Annotated in this window: 24 protein-coding genes; 7 read left to right on the top strand and 17 right to left on the bottom strand. The window is 61.3% G+C overall.

Annotated features, from left to right (window positions below):
• From BM416_RS29220 to betI, 6 genes are all read right to left on the bottom strand, one after another.
• On the bottom strand, positions 1 to 239 hold a 239-nt coding region (locus BM416_RS29220), incomplete at its 3' end, for a helix-turn-helix domain-containing protein (protein ID WP_139237790.1).
• A 114-nt stretch (positions 240 to 353) separates the two neighbouring features.
• Positions 354 to 1670: a TldD/PmbA family protein gene (locus BM416_RS29225; protein WP_092490295.1), complete on the bottom strand. Its 1317-nt coding sequence runs from the start codon at positions 1668 to 1670 to the stop codon at positions 354 to 356.
• Positions 1670 to 3112, bottom strand: coding sequence for a TldD/PmbA family protein (locus BM416_RS29230; protein ID WP_092490296.1), 1443 nt, complete (start codon positions 3110 to 3112; stop codon positions 1670 to 1672). Before BM416_RS29230 ends, BM416_RS29225 begins: the two co-directional genes overlap by 1 nt.
• 203 nt (positions 3113 to 3315) lie before the next feature.
• Positions 3316 to 5019, bottom strand: a complete 1704-nt coding sequence (betA, locus tag BM416_RS29235) for a choline dehydrogenase (RefSeq protein WP_092490297.1) — start codon at positions 5017 to 5019, stop codon at positions 3316 to 3318.
• 145 nt (positions 5020 to 5164) lie between these two features.
• Positions 5165 to 6637, bottom strand: coding sequence for a betaine-aldehyde dehydrogenase (betB, locus tag BM416_RS29240; RefSeq protein ID WP_092490298.1), 1473 nt, complete (start codon positions 6635 to 6637; stop codon positions 5165 to 5167).
• A gap of 110 nt (positions 6638 to 6747) precedes the next feature.
• Positions 6748 to 7341 carry a transcriptional regulator BetI gene (gene betI / locus BM416_RS29245; RefSeq protein ID WP_053128113.1) on the bottom strand — a complete coding sequence of 198 codons (594 nt, stop codon included), beginning with the start codon at positions 7339 to 7341 and terminating at the stop codon, positions 6748 to 6750.
• A 390-nt stretch (positions 7342 to 7731) separates the two neighbouring features.
• On the opposite strand from betI, the gene BM416_RS29250 reads away from it, so the two are divergent.
• A complete protein-coding gene (locus BM416_RS29250) occupies positions 7732 to 9666 on the top strand; it encodes a BCCT family transporter (protein WP_223841653.1) in 1935 nt (644 codons plus the stop codon).
• A gap of 174 nt (positions 9667 to 9840) precedes the next feature.
• On the opposite strand, the gene choV is transcribed toward BM416_RS29250, so the two are convergent.
• The 3 genes from choV to BM416_RS29265 all read right to left on the bottom strand — a co-directional run bounded on the left by choV (position 9841) and on the right by BM416_RS29265 (position 12878).
• On the bottom strand, positions 9841 to 11019 hold the full coding sequence (gene choV, locus BM416_RS29255; protein WP_092490299.1) for a choline ABC transporter ATP-binding protein: 1179 nt from the start codon (positions 11017 to 11019) through the stop codon (positions 9841 to 9843).
• Complete coding sequence (gene choW, locus BM416_RS29260; protein WP_065925470.1) at positions 11016 to 11861, bottom strand: choline ABC transporter permease subunit; 846 nt, start codon at positions 11859 to 11861, stop codon at positions 11016 to 11018. The genes choV and choW overlap by 4 nt, the downstream gene beginning before the upstream one ends.
• Before the next feature lie 69 nt (positions 11862 to 11930).
• On the bottom strand, positions 11931 to 12878 hold the full coding sequence (locus BM416_RS29265; RefSeq protein WP_027606017.1) for a choline ABC transporter substrate-binding protein: 948 nt from the start codon (positions 12876 to 12878) through the stop codon (positions 11931 to 11933).
• 415 nt (positions 12879 to 13293) lie between these two features.
• Between BM416_RS29265 and BM416_RS29270 the strand changes: the two genes are divergently transcribed.
• Together BM416_RS29270 and BM416_RS29275 are read left to right on the top strand one after the other, a co-directional pair.
• Positions 13294 to 14670: an L-serine ammonia-lyase gene (locus BM416_RS29270; RefSeq protein ID WP_065938175.1), complete on the top strand. Its 1377-nt coding sequence runs from the start codon at positions 13294 to 13296 to the stop codon at positions 14668 to 14670.
• Positions 14671 to 15223: 553 nt separating this feature from the next.
• The gene (locus BM416_RS29275; protein ID WP_065925468.1) at positions 15224 to 16327 is read left to right on the top strand and encodes a choline metabolism transcriptional regulator GbdR; all 1104 of its coding nucleotides are present in this window, start codon (positions 15224 to 15226) and stop codon (positions 16325 to 16327) included.
• Positions 16328 to 16431: 104 nt separating this feature from the next.
• On the opposite strand, the gene BM416_RS29280 is transcribed toward BM416_RS29275, so the two are convergent.
• The 6 genes from BM416_RS29280 to BM416_RS29305 form a co-directional block, all read right to left on the bottom strand.
• Entirely contained in the window at positions 16432 to 16695 is a 264-nt protein-coding gene (locus BM416_RS29280) for a hypothetical protein (RefSeq protein ID WP_027606014.1), read from the bottom strand.
• Between the two features lie 246 nt (positions 16696 to 16941).
• On the bottom strand, positions 16942 to 18102 hold the full coding sequence (locus BM416_RS29285) for a gamma-butyrobetaine dioxygenase (protein ID WP_092490300.1): 1161 nt from the start codon (positions 18100 to 18102) through the stop codon (positions 16942 to 16944).
• Between the two features lie 9 nt (positions 18103 to 18111).
• On the bottom strand, positions 18112 to 18588 hold the full coding sequence (locus tag BM416_RS29290) for a thioesterase family protein (protein WP_092490301.1): 477 nt from the start codon (positions 18586 to 18588) through the stop codon (positions 18112 to 18114).
• 13 nt (positions 18589 to 18601) lie between these two features.
• On the bottom strand, positions 18602 to 19567 hold the full coding sequence (locus tag BM416_RS29295) for an L-carnitine dehydrogenase (protein ID WP_092490302.1): 966 nt from the start codon (positions 19565 to 19567) through the stop codon (positions 18602 to 18604).
• Positions 19568 to 19635: 68 nt separating this feature from the next.
• On the bottom strand, positions 19636 to 20523 hold the full coding sequence (locus BM416_RS29300) for a 3-dehydrocarnitine:acetyl-CoA trimethylamine transferase CdhC (RefSeq protein ID WP_027606009.1): 888 nt from the start codon (positions 20521 to 20523) through the stop codon (positions 19636 to 19638).
• Positions 20524 to 20597: 74 nt separating this feature from the next.
• Positions 20598 to 21542, bottom strand: a complete 945-nt coding sequence (locus BM416_RS29305; RefSeq protein WP_092490303.1) for a choline ABC transporter substrate-binding protein — start codon at positions 21540 to 21542, stop codon at positions 20598 to 20600.
• A 193-nt stretch (positions 21543 to 21735) separates the two neighbouring features.
• Between BM416_RS29305 and BM416_RS29310 the strand changes: the two genes are divergently transcribed.
• Together BM416_RS29310 and BM416_RS29315 are read left to right on the top strand one after the other, a co-directional pair.
• Positions 21736 to 22680, top strand: coding sequence for a GlxA family transcriptional regulator (locus BM416_RS29310; protein ID WP_027606007.1), 945 nt, complete (start codon positions 21736 to 21738; stop codon positions 22678 to 22680).
• A gap of 68 nt (positions 22681 to 22748) precedes the next feature.
• Complete coding sequence (locus BM416_RS29315; RefSeq protein ID WP_092490304.1) at positions 22749 to 23927, top strand: AAA family ATPase; 1179 nt, start codon at positions 22749 to 22751, stop codon at positions 23925 to 23927.
• Positions 23928 to 23956: 29 nt separating this feature from the next.
• Here BM416_RS29315 and BM416_RS29320 read toward each other — a convergent pair whose 3' ends face one another.
• A complete protein-coding gene (locus BM416_RS29320; protein WP_092490305.1) occupies positions 23957 to 24373 on the bottom strand; it encodes a DUF3010 family protein in 417 nt (138 codons plus the stop codon).
• A gap of 41 nt (positions 24374 to 24414) precedes the next feature.
• The gene (locus tag BM416_RS29325; RefSeq protein ID WP_027606004.1) at positions 24415 to 24816 is read right to left on the bottom strand and encodes a lysozyme inhibitor LprI family protein; all 402 of its coding nucleotides are present in this window, start codon (positions 24814 to 24816) and stop codon (positions 24415 to 24417) included.
• Between the two features lie 221 nt (positions 24817 to 25037).
• Here BM416_RS29325 and BM416_RS29330 point away from each other — a divergent pair, with 221 nt between their 5' ends.
• Both BM416_RS29330 and BM416_RS29335 read left to right on the top strand, forming a co-directional pair.
• Complete coding sequence (locus BM416_RS29330) at positions 25038 to 26015, top strand: dipeptidase (protein WP_010207105.1); 978 nt, start codon at positions 25038 to 25040, stop codon at positions 26013 to 26015.
• Positions 26016 to 26067: 52 nt separating this feature from the next.
• Complete coding sequence (locus BM416_RS29335; protein WP_027606002.1) at positions 26068 to 26598, top strand: DUF5943 domain-containing protein; 531 nt, start codon at positions 26068 to 26070, stop codon at positions 26596 to 26598.
• The last annotated feature ends 7 nt before the right edge of the window (positions 26599 to 26605 follow it).

Consider the following 26605-nt stretch of genomic DNA (forward strand, 5'->3'; position numbering starts at 1 on the left):
TTCATCGCTACTACACGGGCCAAAATCTCGTCGTCGGTTTTATTTGGGCTGTTGTGAGGTCGCCGGGACAGTTCGGATAAAGACCTCAAGTCGCCGTCGTGCCGGGCAATCCACTTATCGACGGTAGGTCGGCTAACGTCAAAGCGGCGTGCCAACTGGCTTTTGGTGAAGTTGCCAGAAAGCCAATCAGCTACCAGCTTGATTCTTTGATTCATGGGGGACTCTTGGTTCCAGGGCATGATCAGTTACCTCCTGATCATGCGTATTAGCCTGTAAACCATGTCCCCGGTTAGAAATGTAAACGATGTCCCCGGTTTGTACCGGGGCAAGCCCCCTCCCACAGGGGGGTGTATCTACAGGGTCAGGGTCAGGCGTTTAACCAGGGCACCTGGCAACAGGTTGGACGCAGTATTGCGCTGGCCGTAGGTGCTGGCCGACAGCAGCAGTTCCCGCTCGGCGGTCAGCGCTTCCAGTTGCGAACCGAGCAACTGGTAGACGCTGTCATCAAAACGCATGGTGCTGACCGGCGCCTTGATCTCGCCGTCTTCCACCCAGAACGTGGCAAAGCGCGTCATGCCGGTCAGGCGTGCGGCGGGCAGGTCGGAGTAGTTCAGGTACCACAGGTTGCTGATGTAGAGCCCGGTGCCCAGTTGCTTGAGGATCTCGGCCTGGGCCAGGTTGCCTGCCGCGATCTGCAAGGCGCTCGGTGACTCATCGCCGCTGGCGCCGTTGGCGCTGAGGCCATATTCGGCAGCGCTGCGCGAGTTCACCAGTTGGCCCTCGGCCTGGCCGGCATTGATCAGCGTGACGTCACTGCGCGGGTAGCCTTCGCTGGAGAACGCCTGGCTCAGGGAGTCGGTGATATGTTCTTTCACCGTCACCAGGGGGCTCAAGGACTGCTCGCCGGCATACAGCCGTTGCAACGAGCTGCCTTTGCTGGCGATGGCCTGGGCGGAAAAACCACCCCAGGTGATGATGCTGATGATTTCTTCCAGCGCCGCCGGGGCAAGGTAGGCGCGGTATTGTCCGGGCGCCAACGGGTGCAGCGGGCGGCCGAGGAATTCCAGCTGTTCACGCGCCAGCTGGAAGCGCCGGGCGAACTCGGCGCTGTCCCAGGCGTCGCCGGCGTAGCTGGCTTTTACCGCCTCGCCATTGGCGTGGAACAGGCTGAAATCGAAGTTGAAGCTATTGGCCTGATGCCAGCCAAACGCGCCGTCCGAACTGGCGAAGCCCCGGCTGATCGGGCCGGCGGCATAGAAGCCGACCAGGTCGACGCCATCGGCCGCCTGGCTGATTTCTTCCAGTACCTGGGCCAGGTCGGGCAGGGGGCGGGCTTGTTCGTGGTGGCTTTGCCAGGCGTTGTGGTTGAGCAACAGGTACGGGTCATGGGGCAGCAGCGGCAGGGTTTCGCGCAATTGCCGCAGGCCGTCGGCGAGGCGCTGGCGATCCAGCTCGGGTTCGCCGGCCAGGGTGATGCCGAGGTCGGCATGGCGGCCATCGTTGATCAGCTTGAGGTTGAGGCTGGCCTGCTGCACGTGCCCGGCCTGACGCACCTTGGCGTGGTTGAAGCGCACGAACTCGGACGATTCTGCCGCGTAGCCCAGGTGAAATTGTTCCTTGTCGGTGATGGCCTGCTTGAGCCACTGCACCAATGCCTTGAAGGTGTTCATCAGGCATCTCCTCCAAATACGTCAACGTTGCTGAACACACAGGCCGGCGACGCATGGCCGACGCGGATCACCTGGTTGGGCTCGCCCTTGCCGCAGTTCGGCGTGCCCAGCACCTTGAAGGTGCTGGCGTCGCCCACGGCGCTGAGGTTGCGCCAGAACTGCGCGGAAATCGCCCGGTAGTTGGGGTTCTTTACCACGCCCTTGAGCTCGCCGTTTTCAATCAACTGGCCCCACTCGCAGCCGAACTGGAACTTGTTGCGCGCATCGTCAATGGACCACGAACGGTTGGTCGACATCAGGATGCCGCTTTCGATGCCGCCAATCAGTTGCGCCAGGCTCTTATCGCCGGCTTCGATATTCAGGTTGGCCATGCGGTCGATCGGCGCGCGGTTCCAGCTGCTGGCGCGGCTGTTGGCCACGCCGCCCATGCCCGAGCGGAACTGCGACAACGCCCCACCCAGGGGCTTGAGCAGCAGCCCTTCGCGGATCAGGAATTGCTTGCTGGCGGCGGTGCCGTCGTCGTCATGGCCGTAGCTGGCCAGTTGCTCGGGAATGTTCGGGTCGAACGTCACGTTCAACAGCTTGGAACCGTATTGCAGCTGGCCGAAGTCGCTGGCCTTCACAAAACTGGTGCCGGCGTAATTGCGCTCGTCGCCGAGGATGCGGTCGAGTTCCAGGGGGTGGCCGATGGACTCGTGGATCTGCAGGATCATCTGGTCGGGCATCAGCAGCAGGTCGCGCGGGCCCTGGGGCGTGTTGGGCGCCAGCAGCAGTTGCAGGGCTTCGTCGGCAATGCGCGGCGCGGCGCCCACCAGGCCGAAGCGGCTGATCACGTCAAACCCGCCTTGCTGGCCGAAGTTGCTGCCGCCGAGGGTGCGCGACTGGCTGTCGTTGCCGTCGTAGGCGGTGACGTTGACGCCGGGGAACACAAACCGCTGGGCCTGGCGCAGTTCGGCGCCGGCACTGTTGAGGTAGATCTGCTCGACATGGGTCAGGCCGAGGCTGACTTCCCAGTTCACCAGGCGCTCGTCCTGGGGCACTGCAGAGGACTCATCGCCGAGCAGTTGGTAGCAGTCGCTCAAGGACGGGAAGGCGTGCTCCAGGTTTGGTGACAGGTAGTCGGCGACGTCGCTGGACACCGGTTGGTCGCGCAGGTCGAGCAGGGCGTGCGGTTTTATCAGGCGGGCTTGCTGTTCGGCGCGCTCGAGGGCGGCTTGCAGGCCGGCAAGGGAAATCTCGTGGGTGGCGGCGTAGGCTTCTGCACCGTTGACGCGCACGGTGAGCATGACGCCTTCGTCGTGGTTCAGGTGGGGCGGTTCGGCGACGTTCTTGCGCACCGACAGGTACTGGCCGGATTCGCGCACGTAGCGCAGGGAGAAGAACTCGGCGGTGGTGCGCAGGGCACTGAAATGCTTTTTGAGTGTGGCGTGGTGTTCGAACATGGGGCCTTCCTTGTGGGCGGCTCAGCGCGGGCAGGCACACAGAGTAGGCCTGGGCTGGGGGCTGATCAAGGAAAGTGTAGAGGCAAGGTTTGCAGTGCCTGATCGGGCCCTATCGGGGGCAAGCCCCCTCCCACACTTGATTTGTGAATACATTCAAATGTGGGAGGGGGCTTGCCCCCGATGAAGGCACCGCAGTGAATCAGTTACTGCGCAGTCGGCCCCACTTCACGCAACGGCTTGCCACGTACCGGCGCATCGCCCGCCACGTAGTAGTCGGCAGTGCTGCGCGGCAGCGGCTGGCGGCCACGGATCTTGTCGGCGATTTTCTCGGCGATCATGATCGTCGGCGCGTTCAGGTTGCCGGTGGTGATGATCGGCATGATCGACGCATCGACTACGCGCAGGCCCTGCATGCCATGCACGCGGCCTTCGCCATCGACCACGGCCATCTCGTCGTCGCCCATCTTGCATGAACAGGACGGGTGGAACGCGGTCTCGGCGTGCTCGCGGATGAACTTGTCCAACTGCTCATCGGTTTGCACCTCGATGCCCGGGCTGATTTCGCGGCCACGGTACGGGTCCAGTGCCGGCTGCTGCATGATTTCACGGGTCAGGCGGATGCCGTCGCGGAATTCCTGCCAGTCCTGCTCGGTGGCCATGTAGTTGAAGAGGATGCTCGGGTAGTCCCGTGGGTTCTTCGACTTCAGTTGCACGCGGCCACGGCTCGGCGAGCGCATGGAGCCCATGTGCGCCTGGAAACCGTGCTCTTTCACACCGTTGCTGCCGTTGTAGTTAATCGCGACCGGCAGGAAGTGGTACTGGATGTTCGGCCATTCGAATTCTTCACGGGTACGGATGAAACCGCCCGCTTCGAACTGGTTGCTGGCGCCGATGCCGGTGCCGTTGAACAGCCACTCGGCACCGATGGCTGGCTGGTTGTACCAGAGCAGCGACGGGTACAGCGACACCGGCTGGGTGCACGCATATTGCAGGTACAGCTCAAGGTGGTCCTGCAGGTTTTCGCCGACGCCGGGCAGGTCGTGGACCACCGGGATGTCGAGGCTTTCCAGCAGCTTGGCCGGGCCGACGCCGGAGCGTTGCAGCAGTTGCGGCGAAGCGATTGCGCCGCTGCACACCAGCACTTCTTTGCGCGCACGGGCTTCAACGCGTTCTTCGGCGGCACCGATCAGGTAACGCACGCCCACGGCACGCTTGCCTTCGAACAACACCTTGTCGGTGAGGGCGTGGGTGACGATGGTCAGTGTGGAGCGCTTCTTGGCTATGTCCAGGTAACCACGTGCGGTGCTGGCGCGACGACCGTTAGGCGTGACGGTGCGGTCCATCGGGCCGAAGCCTTCCTGCTGGTAGCCGTTCAAGTCTTCGGTGCGCGGGTAACCGGCCTGCACGCCCGCTTCAACCATGGCGTGGAACAGCGGGTTGTTGCCGGCTTTAGGCGTGGTCACGCTGACCGGGCCATCGCCGCCGTGGTAGTCGTTGGGGCCGATGTCGCGGGTTTCGGCCTTGCGGAAATACGGCAGGCAGTCGAGGTAGCTCCAGTCTTCCAGGCCTGGCAGCTTCGACCAGTTGTCGTAGTCCATGGCGTTGCCACGGATGTAGCACATGCCGTTGATCAGCGAAGAGCCACCCAGGCCCTTGCCGCGCCCGCACTCCATCCGGCGGCCGTCCATGTGTGGCTCCGGATCGGTTTCGTAGGCCCAGTTGTAGCGGCGGCCTTGCAGCGGGAAGGCCAGGGCGGCTGGCATTTGGGTACGGAAATCGAGGCGGTAGTCGGGGCCGCCGGCTTCCAGCAGCAGGACGGTGACGCCTTCGTCTTCGGTCAGACGGGTCGCCAGGGTGTTACCGGCGGAGCCGGCACCCACAATGATGTAGTCGTATTCTTGGGACATAAATGCACCCTCTTTGAAGTGTGGTCAGCAGGTCGGGCCTCATCGGGGGCAAGCCCCCTCCCACATTTGATCGGGTTTACACAGTCAAAGGTGGGAGGGGGCTCGCCCCCGATGACGGCCTCAAAGGCACGACAAAACCCGGGTCTTAGAACACCGAGGCGTAGTCGCCCAGCTCAACCTGTACCGATTTGATGCGGGTGAAGTTGTTCAGCGAGCTGATGCCGTTTTCACGGCCCACACCGGATTGCTTGTAGCCACCCACCGGCATCTTCGCGTCGGATTCGCCCCAGGCGTTGATCCAGCAGATACCCGCTTCCAGCTGGTGAATCACGCGGTGGGCGCGGTTCAGGTCCTTGGTCACAAGGCCCGCAGCCAAGCCGAAGTCGGTGTCGTTGGCGCGGCGGATCACTTCTTCTTCGGTTTCGTAGGTGAGGATGCTCATCACCGGGCCGAAGATTTCTTCACGGACGATGGTCATCTCGTCAGTGCAGTCGGTGAACACGGTCGGGGCCACAAAGGCGCCTTTGGCCAGGTCGCCGTCGGTCAGGCGGTCGCCGCCGCACAGCACGCGGGCGCCTTCTTCCTTGCCTTTGGCGATGTAGCCCAGCACGCTTTCCATGTGGGCGAAGCTGACCAGCGGACCGAAGTTGGTGTTGGCGTCCTGCGGGTCGCCAACGCGGATGCGCCCAACGCGCTCAACGATCTTGGCTTCGAATGCCGCTTGCAGGTGCTTGGGCACGAACACGCGGGTGCCGTTGGTGCAGACCTGGCCGGAGCTGTAGAAGTTGGCCATCATCGCGATGTCGGCCGCACGATCCAGGTCGGCGTCTTCGAACACGATCAGCGGCGACTTGCCGCCCAGTTCCATGGTCACTTCCTTGAGCGAAGAACTCGACGCGCTGGCCATGACTTTCTTGCCGGTGTCGGTGCCGCCGGTGAACGAGACTTTCTCGATGCGCGGGTGCTCGGTCAGCCAGGTGCCGACTTCACGGCCGCTGCCGGTCAAGACGTTGAACACCCCTGCTGGAACGCCGGCTTCGGTGTAGATCTCGGCCAGTTTCAGGGTGGTCAGCGAGGTGACTTCGCTTGGCTTGAAGATCATCGCGTTACCGGCGGCCAGGGCCGGTGCGGACTTCCACAGGGCGATCTGGATCGGGTAGTTCCACGCGCCGATACCGGCGACCACACCCAGGGGCTCGCGGCGGGTGTAGACGAACGAGGTGTCGCGCAGAGGGATCTGCTCGCCTTCGATGGCCGGTACCAGGCCGGCGTAGTATTCCAGCACGTCGGCGCCGGTGACGATGTCGACGTACTGGGTTTCGGAGAAGGCTTTACCGGTGTCCAGGGTTTCCAGGGCGGCCAGTTCGTCGTTGCGCTCGCGCAGGATGTCGACGGCACGACGCAGGATGCGCGAACGCTCCATGGCGGTCATGGCGGCCCAGATTTTCTGGCCTTTTTCAGCGCTGACCACGGCACGTTCAACGTCGTCGAACGTTGCGCGTTGCACTTGGGCGAGAACTTCACCGTTAGCCGGGTTGATGGCTTCGAAGGTGGCATCGCTGCCAGCGTCGCTGTAGCCGCCGTCAATGTAGAGTTTTTGCAGGTCGAAACGGGCCATAAAGTCCTCGCAAGTGCATAAGTGGTTGGCGTTACCCGCCGCACAGTGGGCCATGAGGGTGTGGCAACACTGGGCGGCGGACGTTCAGGGGTTGAGCGTTTATAAGGGCTCTAACTCACCTGCTTGGCCAATTGGAAATCCATGTATTCGTAAGCGATCCGTTGCGCCTGCGCCGTGTCGAAAGCGTCTCCCGACAGGGCACCGCGCAACCACAAACCGTCGATCAGGGCCGCCAGGCCTCTGGCTGCTTTGCGTGCGTGCGGCAGCGGCAGCACTCGGCGGAACTGGCAGCACAGGTTGGAATACAGACGTTGATCGTTGATCCGCTGCAACCTGTGCAATGACGGGTGATGCATGCTGGTGGCCCAGAAGGCCAGCCAGGTTTTCATTGCCGGGCCATTGACCTGGCTGGCGTCGAAGTTGCCCTCGATGATCACCCGAAGGTGCGCCCGTGGGCTGTCGTCCTTCAGCGCAAGCCTGCGTTCGTGGACGTTCTCGATCAGCACGTTCATCAGGTAGCGCATCGTCGCGGCGATCAGGCCGTTCTTGTCCTGAAAGTAGTGACTGATGATGCCGTTCGAGACCCCGGCCAAACGGGCGATCAGCGCAATGCTGGCATCTCCCATTCCGACCTGGTCGATGGCCGTCAACGTGGCTTCGATCAACTGTTGGCGGCGTATGGGTTGCATACCGACCTTGGGCATGTAGCACCTCTCCTTAGGCCTGCCGACGGGCGATGAACGTTCGTCGACTTGAAGGCCAGTCTATTTTGTTTTGATTGAACGTTCAATCAACAAAGAATAAGCTCTGCGACAAATGGTCGCTGCCTACAGGTATTTCCTACGTGAGGGCCGCGACATCCGGCACCTGCAAAAACCTTTGAAACAGGCGGTATCAAGGCCTGCCCACTGCCTGGTGGGGCTCAAGGATTTTCGGGGTGTCTTTATAACACCCGTCCGTCGACTGCCGAAAAATCGATAGGTCGGGATAACCGCTGCCTTGTGTTTCTCTCTCGCACTGCCCGGAGCATCTGCGCCATGAGTTCTGCCTCTCTTATAAAGACCCCGCCGGAAAAGGTGCGGGTCAACGGTTGGGTGTTCTACACCTCCACCGCACTGATTCTGTTGTTGACCGCCATTCTGATCATCGCCCCGCAGGAGGCCGGGCGCATGCTCGGCGTAGCTCAGGCCTGGCTTTCCAAAAGCTTCGGCTGGTACTACATGGTGGTCATCGCCGCTTACCTGGTGTTCGTGGTCGGCCTGGCGTTTTCGTCCTATGGCAAGTTGAAACTGGGCAGCAAGGACGACACCCCGGACTTCAGCTACGGCGCCTGGGCCGGCATGCTGTTCTCGTCGGGTATCGGCATCTCGCTGCTGTACTTCGGTGCCTCCGAGCCGCTGGATCACTACTTCAACCCGCCCGAAGGTGCCGCCGCCAGCAACGGCGCGGCACGCCAGGCGTTGCAGTTGACCTTTTTGCACTGGGGCCTGCATGGCTGGGCGATCTATGCGCTGGTCGGCCTGGCCGTGGCGTACTTCGCCTACCGGCATAACCAGCCGCTGGCCTTGCGTTCGGCGCTGTACCCGCTGGTGGGTGAGCGTTGGGTGAAGGGCGCGGCCGGTCACGCGGTGGACGGTTTCGGCATGTTCGTGACCCTGCTGGGCCTGGTGACGAACCTGGGCATCGGTTCGATGCAGGTGTCGTCCGGCCTGGAAAACCTGTTCGGCATGGCGCACAGCAACACCAACCTGCTGATCGTGATCATTGTGATGAGTACCGTGGCGACCATCGCCGCCGTGTCGGGCGTGGAGAACGGCATCCGCCGCCTGTCCAACCTCAACATCGTACTGTTCAGCGGTTTGCTGATTTTCGTGCTGCTGTTCGGCCCGACCCTGCACCTGCTCAATGGCCTGGTGCAGAACACCGGCGACTACCTCAACGGCATCGTGCTGAAAACCTTCGACCTCTATGTGTACGAAGGCGACGGTGACAAGACCGAACGCTGGATGGGCCTGTGGACCCTGTTCTACTGGGCCTGGTGGATTTCCTGGGCGCCATTCGTAGGTATGTTCATCGCGCGGATTTCCCGTGGCCGTACGGTGCGTGAACTGGTGGCCGGCGTGTTGCTGATTCCCCTGGGCTTTACCCTGGCGTGGCTGTCGATCTTCGGTAACTCGGCGCTGGACCTGGTGTTGAACCATGGTGCGGTGGAGTTGGGCAAGACGGCGCTGGAACAACCGTCCATGGCCATCTACCAGTTGCTGGAGCATTACCCGGCGTCGAAAATCGTCATCGGCGTGTCGATCTTCGTGGGCTTTGTGCTGTTCCTGACCCCGGCGGATTCCGGCGCGGTGATGATGGCCAATCTTTCGTGCAAGGGCGGCAATGTGGATGAAGACGCACCGCACTGGCTGCGCATCTTCTGGTCGGCGGTGATCACCCTGGTGACCATCGGCCTGCTGTTTGCCGGCAACTTCGAAGCTATGCAAACCATGGTGGTGCTGGCGGGGCTGCCGTTCTCGGTGGTGCTGATTTTCTTTATGTTCGGTTTGCACAAGGCGATGCGCCAGGACGTGGCGATCGAACAGGAGCAGGCGCAACTGGCTGAACGCGGGCGTCGTGGCTTCAGCGAGCGTTTGACGGCACTCGACCTGCAACCGAGCCAGGGCACTGTGCAACGCTTTATGGACAAGCACGTCACGCCGGCGCTGGAAGAAGCGGCGACTGCGTTGCGTGAACAAGGTTTGGAAGTGCAGACGCTGCTGGGTAAATCCAAGCGCTGCATCGGTGTGCGCATCGAGATGGAAGAGGGCAACCCCTTCGTTTATGAGGTGAGCCTGGATGCTTACTCGTCGGCACCGAGCGACCTGCCCGAAGAAGAACGCACCCGCTATTACCGGGCCGAGGTGTACCTGCACAACGGGCCTCAGGAATACGACCTGATGGGCTTCGCCCAGGAACAGATCACCCGGGACGTGCTCGATCAGTTTGAAAGCCATCGGCAGCTCCTTGGCCGTGTCTATAGCTGATGCGTTGAAAACCCGGTGGTGTCACTGACGCCACTGGGGCAAAAAATGTGGGAGGGGGCTTGCCCCCGATTGCAGTGTGTCAGTCAGTCCATCTGTTACTGATCCACCGCTATCGGGGGCAAGCCCCCTCCCACATGTTTGACCCAGTTTCTCCAATGGCGTTTGCGGTGTTTGCTAGCCCAGGTTTTTGCCCAGCAGGGCGTGGTAGAGCTCACTGTCGCCGAGGATCCCCACCACCTGGTTGTTGTCATGCAACACCAGCTTGTTCCCCGTCTGATAACGAATCTGCAGCGCATCACGCATGCCGATATTCGAATCCACCAGGGTCGGTACCCGGCCCAAACCTTCCACCGGTTGCCCCGGTGCCCAGTTTTGCAGGTTCATCACCACGCCATTCTGGCGGGCGCCCTGGATGGTGTTGCCTTCGGACAGGTCCAGCCACGAATCGCCGCCCGGGTCGAGGCACACCGAACCGTTGACGCGTTTGCAGTTGTCCAGTGTGCGCATCAGGCTGCGGCCGCACAGTACGTTCAGCGGGTTGGTATGGGCGACGAAGGTACGTACGTAGTCGTCCGCCGGGTTCAGCACGATCTCTTCCGGCACGCTGTACTGGATGATCTTGCCGTCTTTCATGATCGCGATGCGGCTGCCCAGCTTGAGCGCCTCGTCGAGGTCGTGGCTGACGAACACGATGGTCTTGCTCAGCTTGCTTTGCAGTTCCAGCAACTCGTCCTGCAGGCCCTGGCGGATCAGCGGGTCGAGGGCGGAGAAGGGCTCGTCCATCAGCAGGATGTCGGCGTCCATCGCCAACGCGCGAGCCAGGCCGACGCGTTGTTGCATGCCGCCGGACAGCTCATCGGGCTTCTTGTTGCGCCATTGGGTCAGGCCCACCAGCTCGAGTTTATCGTCCACCAGCTTGCGCCGTTCTTTTTCCGGGCGGCCCTGCATTTCCAGGCCAAAGCTGATGTTCTCGCGCACCGTCAGCCAGGGCATCAAGGCGAACTTCTGGAACACCATGGCGATGCGCTTGGTGCGCATCATTTTCAGCTCGGCGGGGCTGCAGGAGGCGATGTCGATCTGGCGACCTTCATGCTCGACGAACAGCTGGCCACGGCTGACGGTGTTGAGGCCGTTGATGCAGCGCAGCAGGCTCGACTTGCCGGAGCCCGACAGGCCCATCAGCACGCAGATCTCGCCTTTTTCCACATCCAGGCTGGCCTTTTCAACGCCGACAATCTGCCCGGTCTTTTTCAGGATTTCGTTACGGCTCATGCCCTGGTCCAGCAGCTTGAGCGCTTCGCGTGGGTCTTTGGAGAAGATCACGTCGACATTGTCGAATCGGATAATGCTCATGCATCACCCCCTACTTTGGCGTCGGGTTGTTTGCAGATGCGGTCGAGCATGATGGCCAGCAGCACAATCGCCAGGCCGGCTTCAAAGCCCAGGGCGATGTCGGCGGTATTCAGCGCGTTGACCACCGGCTTGCCGAGGCCGTCGGCGCCCACCAGGGCGGCGATCACCACCATCGACAGCGACAGCATGATGCATTGGGTAATACCGGCAGCGATGCTCGGCATGGCGTGGGGCAGTTCAATGCGCGAGAGCAACTGACGGCGCGAGCAGCCAAAGGCCTTGCCGGCGTCCATCAACTCTTGCGGTACATCACGGATACCCAGGTAGGTCAGACGGATCGGCGCGGCAATCGCGAACACCACCGTGGAAATCAACCCAGGCACCACACCCAGCCCGAAAAGGGTCAGGGTAGGGATGAGGTAGACGAAGGTCGGTACGGTCTGCATCAGATCGAGCACCGGCCGCATCATGGTGTAGAACAGCGGTTTGTGCGCGGCAACAATGCCCAGCGGCACACCGATGACCACGCAGACCAGGGTGGCGAACAGCACCTGCGCGAGGGTCTCCATGGTTTCCTGCCAGTACCCCAGGTTGAGGATCAGCAGGAAAGAGACGATGACAAAAACAGTCAGTCCCCATTTACGTTGAATAAAGTGAGCCAGCAGCGCAATCAGACCGATCAATGCCAGCGGATTGAACCAGGTCAGCGCGAACGTCACGCCGTGGATCATCGTTTCCAGTGTCGATGCGATTGCGTCGAAGTAGTTGGCGCCGTGTTGGGTCAACCATTCGACGAAGGCAGCGATGTACTGGCCTAGTGGGATTTTCTGTTCAGTCAGCATGGTAGTGAATGTCCACATGCGAAGAGGGAAAACATCCCGGGGCAGCGCACCGCCCCGGGGTCAGCGGGATTACTTGGCGAGATACGCTTTGACGGCCTCCAGGCCTGGTTTGCCATCGACGGTATTGACTCCGGCGAGCCAGGTGTCGAGGACTTGCGGGTTCTTTTTCAGCCAGGCCTTGGCGGCGGCATCGGGCTTCATCTTGTCGTCCAGGACGTTACCCATCAGGGTGCTTTCCATGTTCAAGGTGAACACCAGGTTCTTCAGCAACTGACCGACGTTGCTGCATTCCTCGGTGTAGCCCTTGCGGGTGTTGGTGTAGATGGTGGCCTGGCCGTAGTTGGGGCCGAACGAATCGTCACCCCCGGTCAGGTACTTCATCTTGAAGCGGGTGTTCATCGGGTGCGGTTCCCAGCCGAGGAACACGATGGCCTGGTCACGCTTGGTGGCGCGCTCCACCTGGGAAAGCATCCCGGCTTCGCTGGATTCGACCACTTTGAAACCGGCGGTCTTGAGGCCGAAGGCGTCTTTGTCGATCAGCGTCTGGATGGTGCGGTTGCCGTCGTTACCCGGCTCGATGCCGTAGATCTTGCCACCCAGCTCATCCTTGAATTTGGCGATATCGGCGAAGTCTTTCAGGCCCTTGTTGTACAGCGCTTCGGGTACCGCCAGGGTGTACTTGGCGTTTTCCAGGTTGGCGCGCACGGTTTCCACGGTGCCGGCATCACGGTACTGCTTGATGTCGTTTTCCATGGTCGGCATCCAGTTGCCGAGGAACACGTCCATGTTCTTGCCGTCGGCCAGGGACTTGTAGGTCACAGGAACGGAAATCATCGTGGTCTTGGTCTTGTAGCCCAGGCCCTTGAGGATTTCGCTGGTGGTCGCGGTCGTGACGGTGATGTCGGTCCAGCCGACATCGGAGAAGTTGACGGTCTTGCACTGTTCCGGTTCTGCGGCGTGCGCCATGACTGGCAGACTCAGCATGGCGGCCAACAACAACGAGGGTGAACCTTTCATCTGGGTAGACTCCTGTGTTTTTTCTGGCGGCATTCGCCGCGCTTTATAAGTGTTGCGGTTGGAGCGTGCGGCGACAGCTCTGCCACGGTGCCTTGCAAACGAGTCGAGACTGATCATGTACCAGTGAAAATCTGACGCCTACAGGGGGCGTCGTATCCAGTACAGGGAGGGTCGTATCCAGTGTCGGTGACGTCGCTTACAGGTTTTTCCCAAGGTAAAACCGCTGTTTTTGCCCATCTGCACCGCTAAAAACGGCTGAAACAGGCGATCGCACGGGAGCGACGCTGGTGAGCATGGGTGCGTCGGTGTGAGACGCCGTGAGCGACAGCAAAAGCTTGATGATGCCGCCATCTGGGCGATCTGAGCGTAGCACCTCGTTCAAGCCTGGCCGTGCTTATCGAGGAGTTCTACCGCAATGGCTATCAGTGTTTTCGACCTGTTCAAGATCGGCATCGGGCCTTCCAGTTCTCACACCGTCGGCCCCATGCGCGCCGCGGCGTTGTTCGTCCAGGGGTTACGTGAACGTGAACTGTTGGAACAAGTCAGGCGTGTCGAAGTTCAGCTGTACGGTTCGCTGTCCGCCACCGGCATCGGCCACGGCAGCGACACCGCCACCATCATGGGCCTGATGGGCGAGTGGCCGGATGCGATCGATCCATCGCAGATCGGCGTGCGCATCCACACCCTGCGCGAAACCGACACATTGCTGCTCGACGGGCGTTTGCCCGTGCCGTTCGTGTGGGCCCGGGACATGCGCCTGCTCGACGAAAACCTGCCGTTCCACCCCAACGCCATGACCCTGGTGGTGTTTGGTGATGACGGCGAGCTGCACCGCGACACCTACTACTCAGTGGGCGGTGGTTTCGTGGTGGATGAAGCCCAGGCGCAGAGCGGTGTGGCGGACATGGACCGCACCGAGTTGCCCTATGATTTCTCCAGCGCGGTGGAGTTGTTGCAGCTGTGCAAGACCCACAACCTGCGCGTTGCCGAGTTGATGCTGGCCAATGAAAAAGTCTGGCGCTCCGAAGACGAAATCCGCAGTGGCCTGATGAAACTCTGGCGCGCCATGCAGGCGTGCGTGGAGGAGGGCCTCAAGCACGAAGGCATCTTGCCCGGCGGCCTCAATGTGCGCCGTCGTGCCGCCAAGTTGCACCGCAGCCTGCAGGAGTTGAACAAGCCCAATGTGATCGGCTCGACCTTGAGTGCGATGGAGTGGGTCAACCTGTTCGCCCTGGCGGTGAACGAAGAAAACGCCGCCGGTGGACGCATGGTCACGGCGCCCACCAACGGTGCGGCGGGGATCATTCCGGCGGTGCTGCACTATTTCATGAAGTTCAGCGACGAAGTCACCGAAGCCAACGTGGTCGACTACCTGCTCAGTGCGGCGGCGGTGGGGATCCTGTGCAAGAAGAACGCCTCGATCTCCGGGGCCGAAGTCGGTTGCCAGGGTGAAGTGGGTTCGGCCTGCGCCATGGCCGCTGCCGGGCTGGCAGAGATCCTCGGCGCAACCCCGGAGCAACTGTGCAACGCCGCCGAAATCGGCCTGGAGCACAACCTCGGCCTGACCTGCGACCCGGTGGGCGGGCTGGTGCAAGTGCCATGCATCGAGCGCAATGCGATTGCCGCGGTGAAGGCGATCAACGCGGCGCAGATGGCCCTGCGCGGTGATGGCCAGCACTTTATCTCCCTGGACCGCGTGATCCGTACCATGCGCGATACCGGGGCGGATATGCATGACAAGTACAAGGAGACGTCCCGGGGCGGGTTGGCGGTCAGTGCGGTGGAGTGCTGATTAGCTTGTTGTGATGAACAGGGCCTTTGTGGTGAGCGGGCTTGCCCCGCGCTGGGTGGCGAAGCCTCCCCAATAAAGGCACCACATAGTTTCAGATAAACCCGGTCGCCTGATTTTGGGGCGGCTTCGCCACCCAGCGCGGGGCGAGCCCGCTCACTACAAGTGAACACTCCAACCAAAATCGCCACCTTTTAGCGCGTCGCAAACAGATAAGTAGCTTCCAAACGATTTTCCCCTCGACCACCCGTCACCTGTGCGTGCGGTGACAGACTTTTCCTACGCGCTGAAAGCGCCTTCCCACAAGTGATACCGAACTGCTCACACACCTTGAGCAGGGCCGCTCCGACGTCTATTTCAGCCATATCCCGTACTCCTCGCGCGGGCTTATTTAGACGCGTCATCAGGTCGTTTTCAGGATTTGTTGAATGGCCATTCAAATTTAGGCATGGCATTTGCTCTATGAATTCAAAGCCTCTCGCCTTGCTGGATGAAGAGCGCAATAACAAGAGCCTCGCCTGAGGCCATCACCTGCTTTGTGTGAGGAGATACCGCCATGACGTCGTTCAACTCCGGGGCCCAACCCCAGAACCGTGCGCCTCAATCCATCGGCTTTTTGCTGCTGGACAATTTCACGCTGATTTCCCTGGCGTCGGCCGTGGAACCGCTGCGCATGGCCAACCAGCTGTCCGGCCGCGAGCTGTATCGCTGGACAACCCTGAGTGTCGACGGCAACCAGGTGTGGGCCAGCGACGGTCTGCAAATCACCCCCGATGCCTCCATGCACAAAGCCCCGGCCCTGGACACTGTGATTGTGTGCGGCGGCGTGGGTATCCAGCGGACCGTGACCCGTGAGCATGTGTCGTGGCTGCAAAGCCAGGCGCGCCAGTCCCGTCGCCTTGGCGCGGTGTGCACCGGCAGCTGGGCCCTGGCCTGTGCCGGTCTGCTCGACGGCTTCGATTGCAGCGTGCACTGGGAATGCCTGGCGTCGATGCAGGAAGCCTTCCCGCGTGTGTCGATGAGCACCCGTTTGTTCACCCTCGACCGCAACCGCTTCACCAGTTCGGGCGGCACCGCGCCGCTGGACATGATGCTGCACCTGATCAGCCGCGACCATGGCCGTGAACTGTCGGCGGCGATTTCCGAGATGTTCGTGTACGAGCGCATCCGCAACGAACAGGATCACCAGCGTGTGCCGCTCAAGCACATGCTGGGCACCAACCAGCCGAAGCTGCAGGAAATCGTCGCGCTGATGGAAGCCAACCTCGAAGAGCCGATCGACCTCGACGAACTGGCGGTGTACGTCGCCGTGTCGCGTCGCCAGCTGGAGCGGCTGTTCCAGAAATACCTGCACTGCTCGCCGTCGCGCTACTACCTCAAGCTGCGCCTGATTCGCGCGCGGCAGTTGCTCAAGCAAACGCCGATGTCGATCATCGAAGTGGCCTCGGTGTGCGGGTTTGTCTCCACGCCGCACTTCTCCAAGTGCTACCGCGAATACTTCGGCATTCCGCCACGGGATGAGCGCGTAGGCTCCAACACCACCCAGCAGGTGGCGATGATGCCGATTCCGCAGGCGCTGGTGTTGTCACCGCTGTCGGGACCGATGGCGGCGCTGAGCCAGGCGCGCAATGAGTCGACGTTTGCGAGCGTACGGCTCTAAACCGAGTTGACTGCATCGGGGGCAAGCCCCCTCCCACACTTGACCGAGTTGTCATGACGAACATGGCCAGATGTGGGAGGGGGCTTGCCCCCGATAGCGGTCTGTCAGGCGCCGGAGTTCTGTTTGAACTGCATCAGCGCCGGCAACAGTTGCTTATCGATCGCCTGGCGCACCGCCGGCAAAATCGTCGCACTGCCGGTGTACATCTGCTCAACCATACCCTTGAGCGCCTTGGCCCGTGCTTCGCTCAAACCGCGTACCGCGCACTCGCAGGCCTGTTCGGCGCTGGCGCCGCTGGACACCTCGAAACCTAGGGAGCGCAGTTGGCTCAGCAGGTCATCCTGGTCAATCAAATCCGCATGCATCATGACGTTTATCCTGGTGAAGGGAGCGGGGATCGACTTGGATTCTGGTAGGCCCCCGGCCGGTCGGCAAGGGCAGAATGCACGAATGGCTCAGATGGCTATGAGCGTGTCGTTTTCGGGTCATTTACCCACTGAAGTAATAGGCACACTGTCCACCAGCAAGCAGCTTGAAGGTTTGGTCACCCTCGGGATGCACGGCTCACACAAGGCACTCTGCCCCGATCCAGTCACGGCTGGACCGGGGCTTTTTTAGCGCTGCAGCACCAGGATTCGTGAAAGCAGTTCATCCCGGTCGATATAGCAACCCTGAAAGTGCCGCGCCCCGGAGGTGGGATCAAACGCATTGCGCGCATGCAACGTGCGGCGGTTATCGAAGCACCACAGCTCGCCCGGGTTCAGGCGCTTGACCAGCCGAAAGCGCGCCTCGCGCGTCATCGCGATAAAGCGTCGATAAGCCCGATACAGCAACGGCATCTGCGCCACCGACGTCTCGAACGGCCCACGCAAAAAGTTGGCCATGCGAATCTCTGCCACATCCCCCAAGGCGTCCAATGCGATGATCGGCGCGAGGCGACGATAGTCGCTGTGACGGTCTTTGTTGCGAAACTCCACGGGTATTTCACACAAGGCGCGAAATGCTTCGGGATCTTCCTCGCGCAGGGCATTGGCGATGGCAAACCCATCGACAAAAATACTTTCGCCCCCGTCGGCATCGTTGACCAGGCAATGCAGGAATTGCAGCCCCGGTTGCAGCTCCCGGGTCGGCAAATCACTGTGCAAGGGCAGGTTGAAAGCGGTGTAGGCATTGCTGTCGGCATTGGCCTTGGATTGCACGTTGAACAGCACGCCGAAATTGCTCTCGCGGATAAATGAAATACGCTGGGCGACACGCGCCAGGGAGCCGGGTTCGGTGGGGACGCCGCGCATTTGCGTCAGGCCCGCATCGCGCAAGGCCAGTAGCCATTGCAGCAGCGCCGCAGGGTCTTGCATGACCGCCGCGTAGTCGAATATAGGCAGTTCGAAGGTGTTGTCCCAGAGCCGCGACTTTGGTTTCGCCGCCCGGCGTTCGGCGCGGGATTCATCGTCGTAGGCATGGGCCCGCAGCCAGCCGGGATCGTACCGGCTGCGATGACCGCCGTGCCATTCCACGCTGAGGAAGCCCTGGTCGATACGCACGCTGATGGCGCCGAGGTTTTCATCCACATCGACAATTTCCAGCACTTGCTCGCGGGTCACGCTGTACACGCATTGCGTGCACGGGCAGTTGTCCCGCAGCCACTGATGATGAAACGGGCTGACCCGGCCATCGGCCCATGTCACGCGAACCTGATCGTCCAGCACCTGTGCATCGGCGAGGTCGCAGAGTTTCGGGTAAATACGGAAATCGGCAACAGCGGCGGCGGTTTGCATGATGGCTCCTTATTTTTTCGGGGGCAGTCCAATCACTCGGCCGAGGAGCGCGGGCCTTGGCAGGTCGGCTTGCTCAGCGCTGATCGCAATGAGTTTCTCCAATGTCGCCTCGGCAAACGGGGCCGAATGCGGACCCGCCAGGTCGACGTGCAGCAGCATCTGTTCGTTGCCGGCCAGTTCTTTCTCATCGCCCACTAAATGCAGGCTGTGATAAAGGTGCAGGCGCTTGGCGTCGTGGGCGATCAGTTGCGTGTGCACCTCCACTTCGGCACCGAGTTTCACTTCGTGCAGGTAGTTCAGGTGCAGTTCCAGGGTGAACAGCGAATGGCCGCTGGCTTCGCGGTTTTCACTGTCCAGGCCGAGGGTGTCCATCAGCGCGTCGGTGGCGTAGCTGAAGATCAGCAGGTAGAACGCGTCGCGCAGGTGGCCGTTGTAGTCCACCCAGTCGGCAAGGATTGGGGTGGTGTAGGTGGTCAGTGCAGGCATGGTGAGGGTTCCGTTATTCGGCGAAGGTCATGCCGTGCTTGGCTTTGGTGGTTTTCACCGCTTCCAGCACCGCCAGCAGGCAATCATCACGATAGCGTTCCAGCGCCGAAATGCTGTGTTTGCCCAGTTGCTCGCTGGTGCCATCGACCACATCGTCGATCAACTTGTCGGTCAGCTCCGGAGCCGGCAGGTAGGTCCACGGCAATTGCAACGCCGGGCCGAACTGCGCCATGAAGTGGCGCATGCCCGCATCGCCACCCGCCAGGGTGTAGGTGAGGAAGGTGCCCATGAACGACCAGCGCAGGCCGGCGCCAAAGCGGATGGCATCGTCGATCTCGCCGGTGGTGGCCACGCCGTCATTCACCAGGTGCAATGCCTCACGCCACAGGGCTTCGAGCAAGCGGTCGGCGATAAACCCGGGGACTTCCTTGCGCACATGCAGCGGGCGCATGCCGAGGGATTCGTACACCTTGATCGCGGCCTGGATCGCTTCCGGCGCGGTGTGCTTGCCGCCGACCACTTCCACCAGCGGCAGCAGATAAACCGGGTTGAACGGATGGCCGACCACACAGCGTTCCGGGTGGGTCGAGCCCTCGTAGAACTCACTCGGCAACAGCCCCGAGGTACTTGAACCGATCAATGCATCGGGCTTGGCCGCGGCGCTGATCCTGCTGTGCAATTCCAACTTCAGCTCCAGGCGTTCCGGGGCGCTTTCCTGGATGAAGTCGGCGTCTTTCACGCATTCTTCGATGGTGGCCACAAAGCGCAGGCGGTCTTGGGATGCGCCGGGTGCCAGGCCCTGTTTTTCCAGGGCGCCCCAGGCATTGGCGACGCGCTTGCGCAGCGCCGCTTCGGCACCTGGCGCCGGGTCCCAGGCCACCACATCCAGGCCGTGGGCCAGCGCGCGGGACACCCAGCCGCTGCCGATAACACCGCTGCCGAGGGCGGCGAAGGTTTTGATCTCAGTGATAAAGCGCATGGCAAATTCCTAAAGCGTTCGGTGATTCCCTGTGGGGGGGCAAGCCCCTCCCACATTTTTTGATTCGGTTAGCCGCGTTTGGTAAGGCCCATCTTGATGCGACCCTCCGCCGGGGTCATGACCCGCGCGCCCAGGCGGCTGAGGATTTCGCCGGCGCGTTCCACCAGTTGGCCGTTGGTGGCGAGTACGCCCTTGTCCAGCCACAGGTTGTCCTCCAGGCCGACCCGCACGTTGCCGCCCAGCAGCACCGCCTGCGCGGCCATGGGCATTTGCATGCGGCCGATCCCGAACCCGGCCCACACCGCGTCGGCCGGCAGGTTGTCAACCATGGCCTTCATGGTGGTGGTGTCGGCCGGCGCGCCCCATGGAATGCCCAGGCACAGTTGGAACAGCGGGTTGTCGAGCAGGCCTTCCTTGATCATCTGCTTGGCGAACCACAGGTGGCCGGTGTCGAAGATCTCCAGCTCGGCCTTCACGCCCAGTTCCTGGATGCGCTTGGCGCCCGCCCGCAGCTGCGCCGGGGTGGAGACGTAAATCGTGTCGCCATCGCCAAAATTCAGGGTGCCGCAGTCCAGGGTGCAGATTTCCGGCAGCAGTTCTTCCACATGAGCCAGGCGGGTCAGCGGGCCGACCAGATCGGTATTGGGGCCGAATTCCATCGGGTGTTCGCCGCCGCCGATTTCCAGGTCGCCGCCCATGCCGGCGGTGAGGTTGACGATGATGTCGATGTCGGCCTCACGGATGCGCTCCATCACTTCGCGATACAGGGCAACGTCGCGGCTGAACTTGCCGGTCTCGGGGTCGCGCACATGGCAGTGCACCACGGTGGCGCCCGCCTTGGCGGCTTCCACCGCAGCGGCGGCGATTTGCTTGGGGGTGACCGGCACGTGTGGGCTTCTGGCGGTCGTGTCGCCAGCACCGGTGAGTGCGCAGGTGATGATGACGTCGTGGTTCATGAGGCAGGTTCCTTACAGGCGTGGTGATGCCGTTCGCGGTCGGTAGTGACCGCGAAACGGTGATTCGAAGAAGGTTATTTGCTGGTCAATTGCAGGTTGGCCGCCGCCGGTTTGCCGTCGAAGGTGGTCACACCTTCCAGCCAGCGGGCTTGGTCCTGGGGATGATCCTTGAGCCACTGCCTGGCGGACTCGAGGGCGTCCTTGTGATCCAGCAACGGCTGCATCATCCGGCTCTCGTCGGCGGCGGTGAAGGTCAGGTTGGTCAGCAGCTTGTGCACGTTGGGGCACTGTTCGGCGTAGGTCGGCGCGGTGACCGTCCACACGGTAGCCATGCCTTCGTTCGGGCCCAGGGCGTCATCGCTGCCGGTGAGGTAGGTCATCGCGATATTGACGTTCATCGGGTGCGGCGCCCAGCCGAAGAACACCACGGCTTCCTTGCGGCGTACCGCACGGTCCACGGCGGCAAGCATGCCGGCCTCGCTGGATTCCACCAGTTGGAATTTGCCCAGGCCGAACTGGTTCTTGGCGATCATCGCCTTGATCTGGGTGTTGGCCCCCGAGCCCGGCTCGATGCCGTAGATCTTGCCGCCCAGCTCCTTCTCGAATTTGGCGATGTCGGCAAAGGTCTTCAGGCCTTTGTCCGCCAGGTAAGTCGGCACCGCGAGGGTCGCGCGGGCGTCTTCCAGGCTGGGTTTGTCGAGGACTTTGATTTGCTTGGCGTCGACGAACGGCGTGATGGTCTGGGTCATCAGCGGGTTCCAGTAGCCAAGGAACAGATCCAGGCGCTGGTCACGGATACCGGCGAAGATGATTTGCTGGGAGGCGCTGGTTTGTTTGGTCTTGTAGCCGAGGCCGTCGAGCAACACTTGGGTCATGGCGCTGGTAGCGATGACGTCGGTCCAGTTCACCACGCCCATGCGCACGTTCTGGCAGGATGCCGCGTCGGCAGCCCATACGTTCGTGCTCAAGATGGCGCTGGCGCTGAGTGCAAGCACGCAGCGGCGAATCAGTCGGTTCATGGTGGATCCCTCGGCAGGTCGTTATTGTGGGGGCCGGCGTCTTTGTGCGCCGTGAGGCCAAGTTACGTAGCTTTGGAGGCGACAAAACGCACGGCGGCGACCAGCTCTTGCACTGCAGCGACCTGCCCCCTTGAATCCACCCGAGAACGGGAGTATCACAGTGCCACGCTGCCCGTCCTACGAGAGCGCCACCATGTCCCAGGATTTCTACTTTCTGCTGATGCCGGGGTTCTCGGCCATCGGCTTTATTTCTGCATTGGAACCTTTGCGCGTGGCCAACCGCTTTCGTGGCGAGTTGTACCGCTGGCATGTGCTGAGCGCCGATGGCGGCGCGGTGCTGGCGAGCAATGGCATGTCGGTCAACGCCGATGCCGCGCTGGAACCGCTGAAAAAGGGCGCGACGCTGTTGGTGGTTGCCGGCTTCGAACCGCTGCAGTTCGCCACGCCGGCGCTGGAGCACTGGCTGCGCCGCCTGGACCATGACGGCGTGACCCTCGGCGCCATCGACACCGGCGCCTGCGTGCTCGCCGAAGCCGGCCTGCTCGACGGCCACCGCCTGACCCTGCACTGGGAAGCTATCGATGCCTTCAAGGAGTCGTACCCGCACCTGAGCGTGACCCAGGAACTGTTCGAAATCGACCGCCGCCGCATCACCTGCGCTGGCGGCACCGCCTCCATCGACCTGATGCTCGACCTGATCGCCCAGGCCCACGGCGCCGACCTGGCGATCCAGGTCTCCGAACAGTTCGTACTCGGCCGCATCCGCCCGCGCAAGGACCACCAGCGCATGCAGATCGCCACACGCTACGGCATCAACAACAAGAAGCTGGTGCAAGTGATCGGCGAGATGGAGCAGCACACCGAACCGCCCCTGAGCACCTTGGCGTTGGCCGACGCGATCAAAGTCACCCGGCGCCAGTTGGAGCGTCTGTTTCGCCTGCATTTGAACGATACCCCGAGCAACTTCTACCTCGGCCTGCGCCTGGAAAAAGCCCGGCAGCTGCTGCGCCAGAGCGATATGAGCGTGCTGGAGGTGAGCATTGCCTGCGGGTTCGAGTCGCCATCGTATTTCACCCGGAGTTATCGGGCGAGGTTTGCCAAGTGTCCTAGGGAGGATCGGCGACGGGAGGTGGTTTGACGGGCAATTATAGTGAATTATACTCATCACTATAATTTATAGTTGTTTTCATAATTGAGTATAAATCCATGTCCAAGCACAGCGGCTTCGTGTTCCGTCGCCCCGCCCTGGCAAGCAGTATTGCCGATGGCCTAGTGGGCGCCGGTATTCAGGATTTCACCTCTGGCCTGTTTCTCGCGGCGCCCCGTCGCACCGGCAAAAGCACTTTCCTGCGCGAAGACCTGATTCCGGAATGTCAGCTCCGGGGCTGGCTGGCGGTGTATGTGGATCTCTGGGCTGACAAGGAGAAAGATCCTGCGGAGTTGATTGCCAGTGCTATTGCGGCTGCCCTGGTTCCCTATGAAAAGGGCATCCGCAAACTGGCCAAGAATATTGGCATCGAGAAACTGAGCTTTCTGCGGACGCTCTCCTGGGACTTTACCAAGCCACAATTGCCTGTCGGTGCGACGCTGACCCAAGCCCTGGAATTGCTCCACAGTGCTGCAGAAAAACCCGTTGTGCTGGTGATTGACGAAGCGCAGCACGCCTTGACCACCGAGTCGGGTATCAATGCGATGTTCGCCTTGAAGGCTGCCCGGGATCAGCTCAACCAGGGCCGTGACGAAGAGGGCAGCGGCTTGCGCCTGGTGTTTACCGGTTCCAATCGCGACAAACTCGCCCATTTGGTATTGGGTAAAAGCCAGCCTTTCTTCGGTTCCAGCATCACGCCGTTTCCGCTGCTGGGTAAAGAGTTCACCCAGGCCTACACCGTGCACCTCAACGCGCACCTGGCCGAGACCAACCAGTTCAACGCGGCTGATATTGATGAGGCGTTTGAGCTGGTAGGTCGGCGTCCCGAGATGTTGCGCACGATCATCGGTGAAGTCGCGTTGGAACTGGGCGAGGCGAGCAATCTGGGCCAATTGCTGCACAGTCGCGCCGAACTGCTGCGCGCAGGTGTATGGACCGAGTTCGAAAGCGCCTGGAATGCCCTGACTATCCCGCAGCGCGCCGTGCTGGAGGTGATGGTGGAGCGTTCCCAGAACAACGAACCCTTCGCCCCCTTCACCGACAGCACCCTCACGGCTGTCAGCAAGGCGCTGGAAGCCATGGGCAGCGACGTGGTGCCGGGCACCCAGACCGTCCAGGCCTGCATCGATGCCTTGCGCGACAAGGAATTGGTGTGGAAGTCGGGCCGCGGTGGTTATGCCCTGGAAGACAAAGCGTTTGGCGACTGGCTGCGGCACAAGCGCCATACACCCCACTGAAAACACCACACATTGGATTGTGGTGTAGCTTACTTCTTCAGCAGTGCCGAACACGCCGCCTTGAAGGCCTCATGCTGATATTTGTTCAACGTCGCCGGCAGTTCGAAGCTGTGCTTCTTGTTCTGCGCATTGATGGTCTGCGGCGACAGCAGCGTCACCTCAACCCCCTCCAGCAGTTGAAACACCCCTTCAATCTTGAACGTGGTCGGGCCACCGGCGAATTCGCCTTTTTTGCTGCGCTTCTTGATCACGATGCGAGTGACGGCGTTGGCCTGCACGAAGGCCTTCACCTGGGCGGCAAAGGCTTTGACGTTGGCCGCTTCATCATCGTCTTCAAGGGCGATTTTCTTGGTAGCCAGGGCGACGTGGCTCAGCGCCTGGTTGTCCAGGGAGGCGACAGCGATGATGGCTTCGCTGCCTTTGATTTCGATGCCGCAGATACTCATGAATGGCCTTGGTTCAAAGAGAAAGTGGCGGCGATTGTCGCTTATTCCTGCCCAATCGACTCCAAAAACTCCGACCGCTCATCACTCATCCGCGCCAGGCAGTCATTTTGCGCAATCGCATAGGCTTTGGTGCCGGTCACTGCCGGGAAGGTGTCCACCGCGCAATCGGCGTCACGCAGTTTTTCCCACTTCTGCTGGGCATCCTTCAGACGAGCGGTAATGTCGGCGAGCTTGGTCTTGTCGCTGCCATAGGTGGAATGCATGCGTTCCAGCAGGCCTTGATAATTATCCTTGAGCAATTGCTCGGCAGTGGTTTTGTTGTAGGTGGCGCATTCCAGGGTTTGCTTGTCGTTTTCGATGCCATCGCACGGCGTGCTGTCGGTGTCTTCGGCCGCGTGGACGCCGGTTGCGATGAGTGCCAAAGCCAGGAAAATCGATTTCATTGCGCCGTCTCATATCAGGTGATGCGGGAATTCTGGCTCAAGCGTAAGACAAATAACAGCCGCCAGTCAGACCACTCATAACAGCCTTTGTCGTGGATTGACGCTTTCGGCAATTCCCCTGTCGTTTTTGCACCCGGCTCGGTCGGCCCCTGGGCATATGCTGGCCCCAAAGCGCCGGCAGACGATTCGGCGCATGAATTGCCAAAATAAGGGGACGCCTGATGAGCCCAGCCGAATTGCACGCCGACAGCATCGTTATCGACGGGCTGATCATTGCCAAGTGGAACCGCGACCTGTTCGAGGACATGCGCAAAGGTGGCCTCACCGCCGCGAACTGCACTGTGTCGGTATGGGAAGGGTTCCAGGCCACGATCAACAACATCGTCGCCAGCCAGACCCTGATCCGCGAGAACAGCGACCTGGTGATCCCGGTGAAAACCACCGCCGACATCCGCAAGGCCAAGGAACAGGGCAAGACCGGCATCATCTTTGGCTTCCAGAACGCCCATGCATTTGAAGACCAGCTCGGGTATGTGGAGATCTTCAAGCAGCTCGGCGTCGGTGTGGTGCAGATGTGCTACAACACCCAGAACCTGGTCGGCACCGGTTGCTACGAGCGCGACGGCGGCCTGTCGGGCTTCGGGCGCGAGATCGTCGCCGAGATGAACCGCGTCGGCATCATGTGCGACCTGTCCCACGTCGGCTCCAAGACAAGCGAAGAAGTCATCCTCGAATCGAAAAAACCGGTGTGCTACTCCCACTGCCTGCCGTCCGGCCTTAAAGAACACCCGCGCAACAAGTCCGATGAAGAGCTGAAGTTCATCGCCGACCACGGCGGCTTTGTCGGCGTGACCATGTTCGCGCCGTTCCTGGCCAAGGGCATCGATTCGACCATCGACGACTACGCCGAAGCCATCGAATACACCATGAACATCGTCGGCGAAGACGCCATCGGCATCGGCACCGACTTCACCCAGGGCCATGGCCAGGATTTCTTTGAAATGCTGACCCATGACAAGGGCTACGCCCGCCGCCTGACCAGCTTCGGCAAGATCATCAACCCGCTGGGCATCCGCACCGTCGGCGAGTTTCCCAACCTGACAGAGACCCTGCTCAAGCGCGGCCACCCCGAGCGTGTGGTGCGCAAGATCATGGGCGAGAACTGGGTCAACGTCTTGAAGGACGTTTGGGGCGAATAAGCCAAGCACCCACGGGCAACATCACAACGAATTTTTCTGGAGTTAAGTTTCCATGGCCAAGATCGCCCCGCAATTGCCTATTGAAGTCGACAGCGAAACCGGTGTCTGGACGTCCGACGCCCTGCCGATGCTGTACGTGCCGCGTCATTTCTTCGTCAACAACCACATGGGCATCGAAGAGGTGCTGGGCGCCGAGGCCTACGCCGAGATCCTCTACAAGGCCGGCTACAAGTCCGCCTGGCACTGGTGCGAGAAAGAAGCTGAATGCCATGGCCTGGAAGGCGTCGCGGTGTTCGAGCACTACATGAAGCGCCTGTCGCAACGCGGCTGGGGCCTGTTCAAGATCCAGGACATCGACCTGGATAAAGGCACCGCCAGCGTCAAGCTCGAACACTCGGCCTTCGTCTATGTGTACGGCAAGGTCGGGCGCAAAGTCGACTACATGTTTACCGGCTGGTTTGCCGGCGCCATGGACCAGATTCTGCAAGCCCGTGGCAGCCAGATCCGCACCGTGGCCGAACAAGTCTACGGAGGCTCCGAAGAGGGCCACGATGACGGCTTGTTCACCGTCAAGCCGTTGTAAGCCGAGG

Origin of the sequence: Pseudomonas sp. NFACC42-2 (assembly GCF_900116055.1) — a bacterium.
In the GTDB taxonomy this organism is placed as follows: domain Bacteria; phylum Pseudomonadota; class Gammaproteobacteria; order Pseudomonadales; family Pseudomonadaceae; genus Aquipseudomonas; species Aquipseudomonas marginalis.

Bases quoted from the DNA above. Each gene is read 5' to 3' on its own strand.
- BM416_RS29225 (WP_092490295.1), bottom strand. From the start codon at position 1,670: ATGAACACCTTCAAGGCATTGGTGCAGTGGCTCAAGCAGGCCATCACC.
- BM416_RS29230 (WP_092490296.1), bottom strand. From the start codon at position 3,112: ATGTTCGAACACCACGCCACACTCAAAAAGCATTTCAGTGCCCTGCGC.
- betA (WP_092490297.1), bottom strand. From the start codon at position 5,019: ATGTCCCAAGAATACGACTACATCATTGTGGGTGCCGGCTCCGCCGGT.
- betB (WP_092490298.1), bottom strand. From the start codon at position 6,637: ATGGCCCGTTTCGACCTGCAAAAACTCTACATTGACGGCGGCTACAGC.
- betI (WP_053128113.1), bottom strand. From the start codon at position 7,341: ATGCCCAAGGTCGGTATGCAACCCATACGCCGCCAACAGTTGATCGAA.
- choV (WP_092490299.1), bottom strand. From the start codon at position 11,019: ATGAGCATTATCCGATTCGACAATGTCGACGTGATCTTCTCCAAAGAC.
- choW (WP_065925470.1), bottom strand. From the start codon at position 11,861: ATGCTGACTGAACAGAAAATCCCACTAGGCCAGTACATCGCTGCCTTC.
- BM416_RS29265 (WP_027606017.1), bottom strand. From the start codon at position 12,878: ATGAAAGGTTCACCCTCGTTGTTGTTGGCCGCCATGCTGAGTCTGCCA.
- BM416_RS29270 (WP_065938175.1), top strand. From the start codon at position 13,294: ATGGCTATCAGTGTTTTCGACCTGTTCAAGATCGGCATCGGGCCTTCC.
- BM416_RS29275 (WP_065925468.1), top strand. From the start codon at position 15,224: ATGACGTCGTTCAACTCCGGGGCCCAACCCCAGAACCGTGCGCCTCAA.
- BM416_RS29280 (WP_027606014.1), bottom strand. From the start codon at position 16,695: ATGATGCATGCGGATTTGATTGACCAGGATGACCTGCTGAGCCAACTG.
- BM416_RS29285 (WP_092490300.1), bottom strand. From the start codon at position 18,102: ATGCAAACCGCCGCCGCTGTTGCCGATTTCCGTATTTACCCGAAACTC.
- BM416_RS29290 (WP_092490301.1), bottom strand. From the start codon at position 18,588: ATGCCTGCACTGACCACCTACACCACCCCAATCCTTGCCGACTGGGTG.
- BM416_RS29295 (WP_092490302.1), bottom strand. From the start codon at position 19,567: ATGCGCTTTATCACTGAGATCAAAACCTTCGCCGCCCTCGGCAGCGGT.
- BM416_RS29300 (WP_027606009.1), bottom strand. From the start codon at position 20,523: ATGAACCACGACGTCATCATCACCTGCGCACTCACCGGTGCTGGCGAC.
- BM416_RS29305 (WP_092490303.1), bottom strand. From the start codon at position 21,542: ATGAACCGACTGATTCGCCGCTGCGTGCTTGCACTCAGCGCCAGCGCC.
- BM416_RS29310 (WP_027606007.1), top strand. From the start codon at position 21,736: ATGTCCCAGGATTTCTACTTTCTGCTGATGCCGGGGTTCTCGGCCATC.
- BM416_RS29315 (WP_092490304.1), top strand. From the start codon at position 22,749: ATGTCCAAGCACAGCGGCTTCGTGTTCCGTCGCCCCGCCCTGGCAAGC.
- BM416_RS29320 (WP_092490305.1), bottom strand. From the start codon at position 24,373: ATGAGTATCTGCGGCATCGAAATCAAAGGCAGCGAAGCCATCATCGCT.
- BM416_RS29325 (WP_027606004.1), bottom strand. From the start codon at position 24,816: ATGAAATCGATTTTCCTGGCTTTGGCACTCATCGCAACCGGCGTCCAC.
- BM416_RS29330 (WP_010207105.1), top strand. From the start codon at position 25,038: ATGAGCCCAGCCGAATTGCACGCCGACAGCATCGTTATCGACGGGCTG.
- BM416_RS29335 (WP_027606002.1), top strand. From the start codon at position 26,068: ATGGCCAAGATCGCCCCGCAATTGCCTATTGAAGTCGACAGCGAAACC.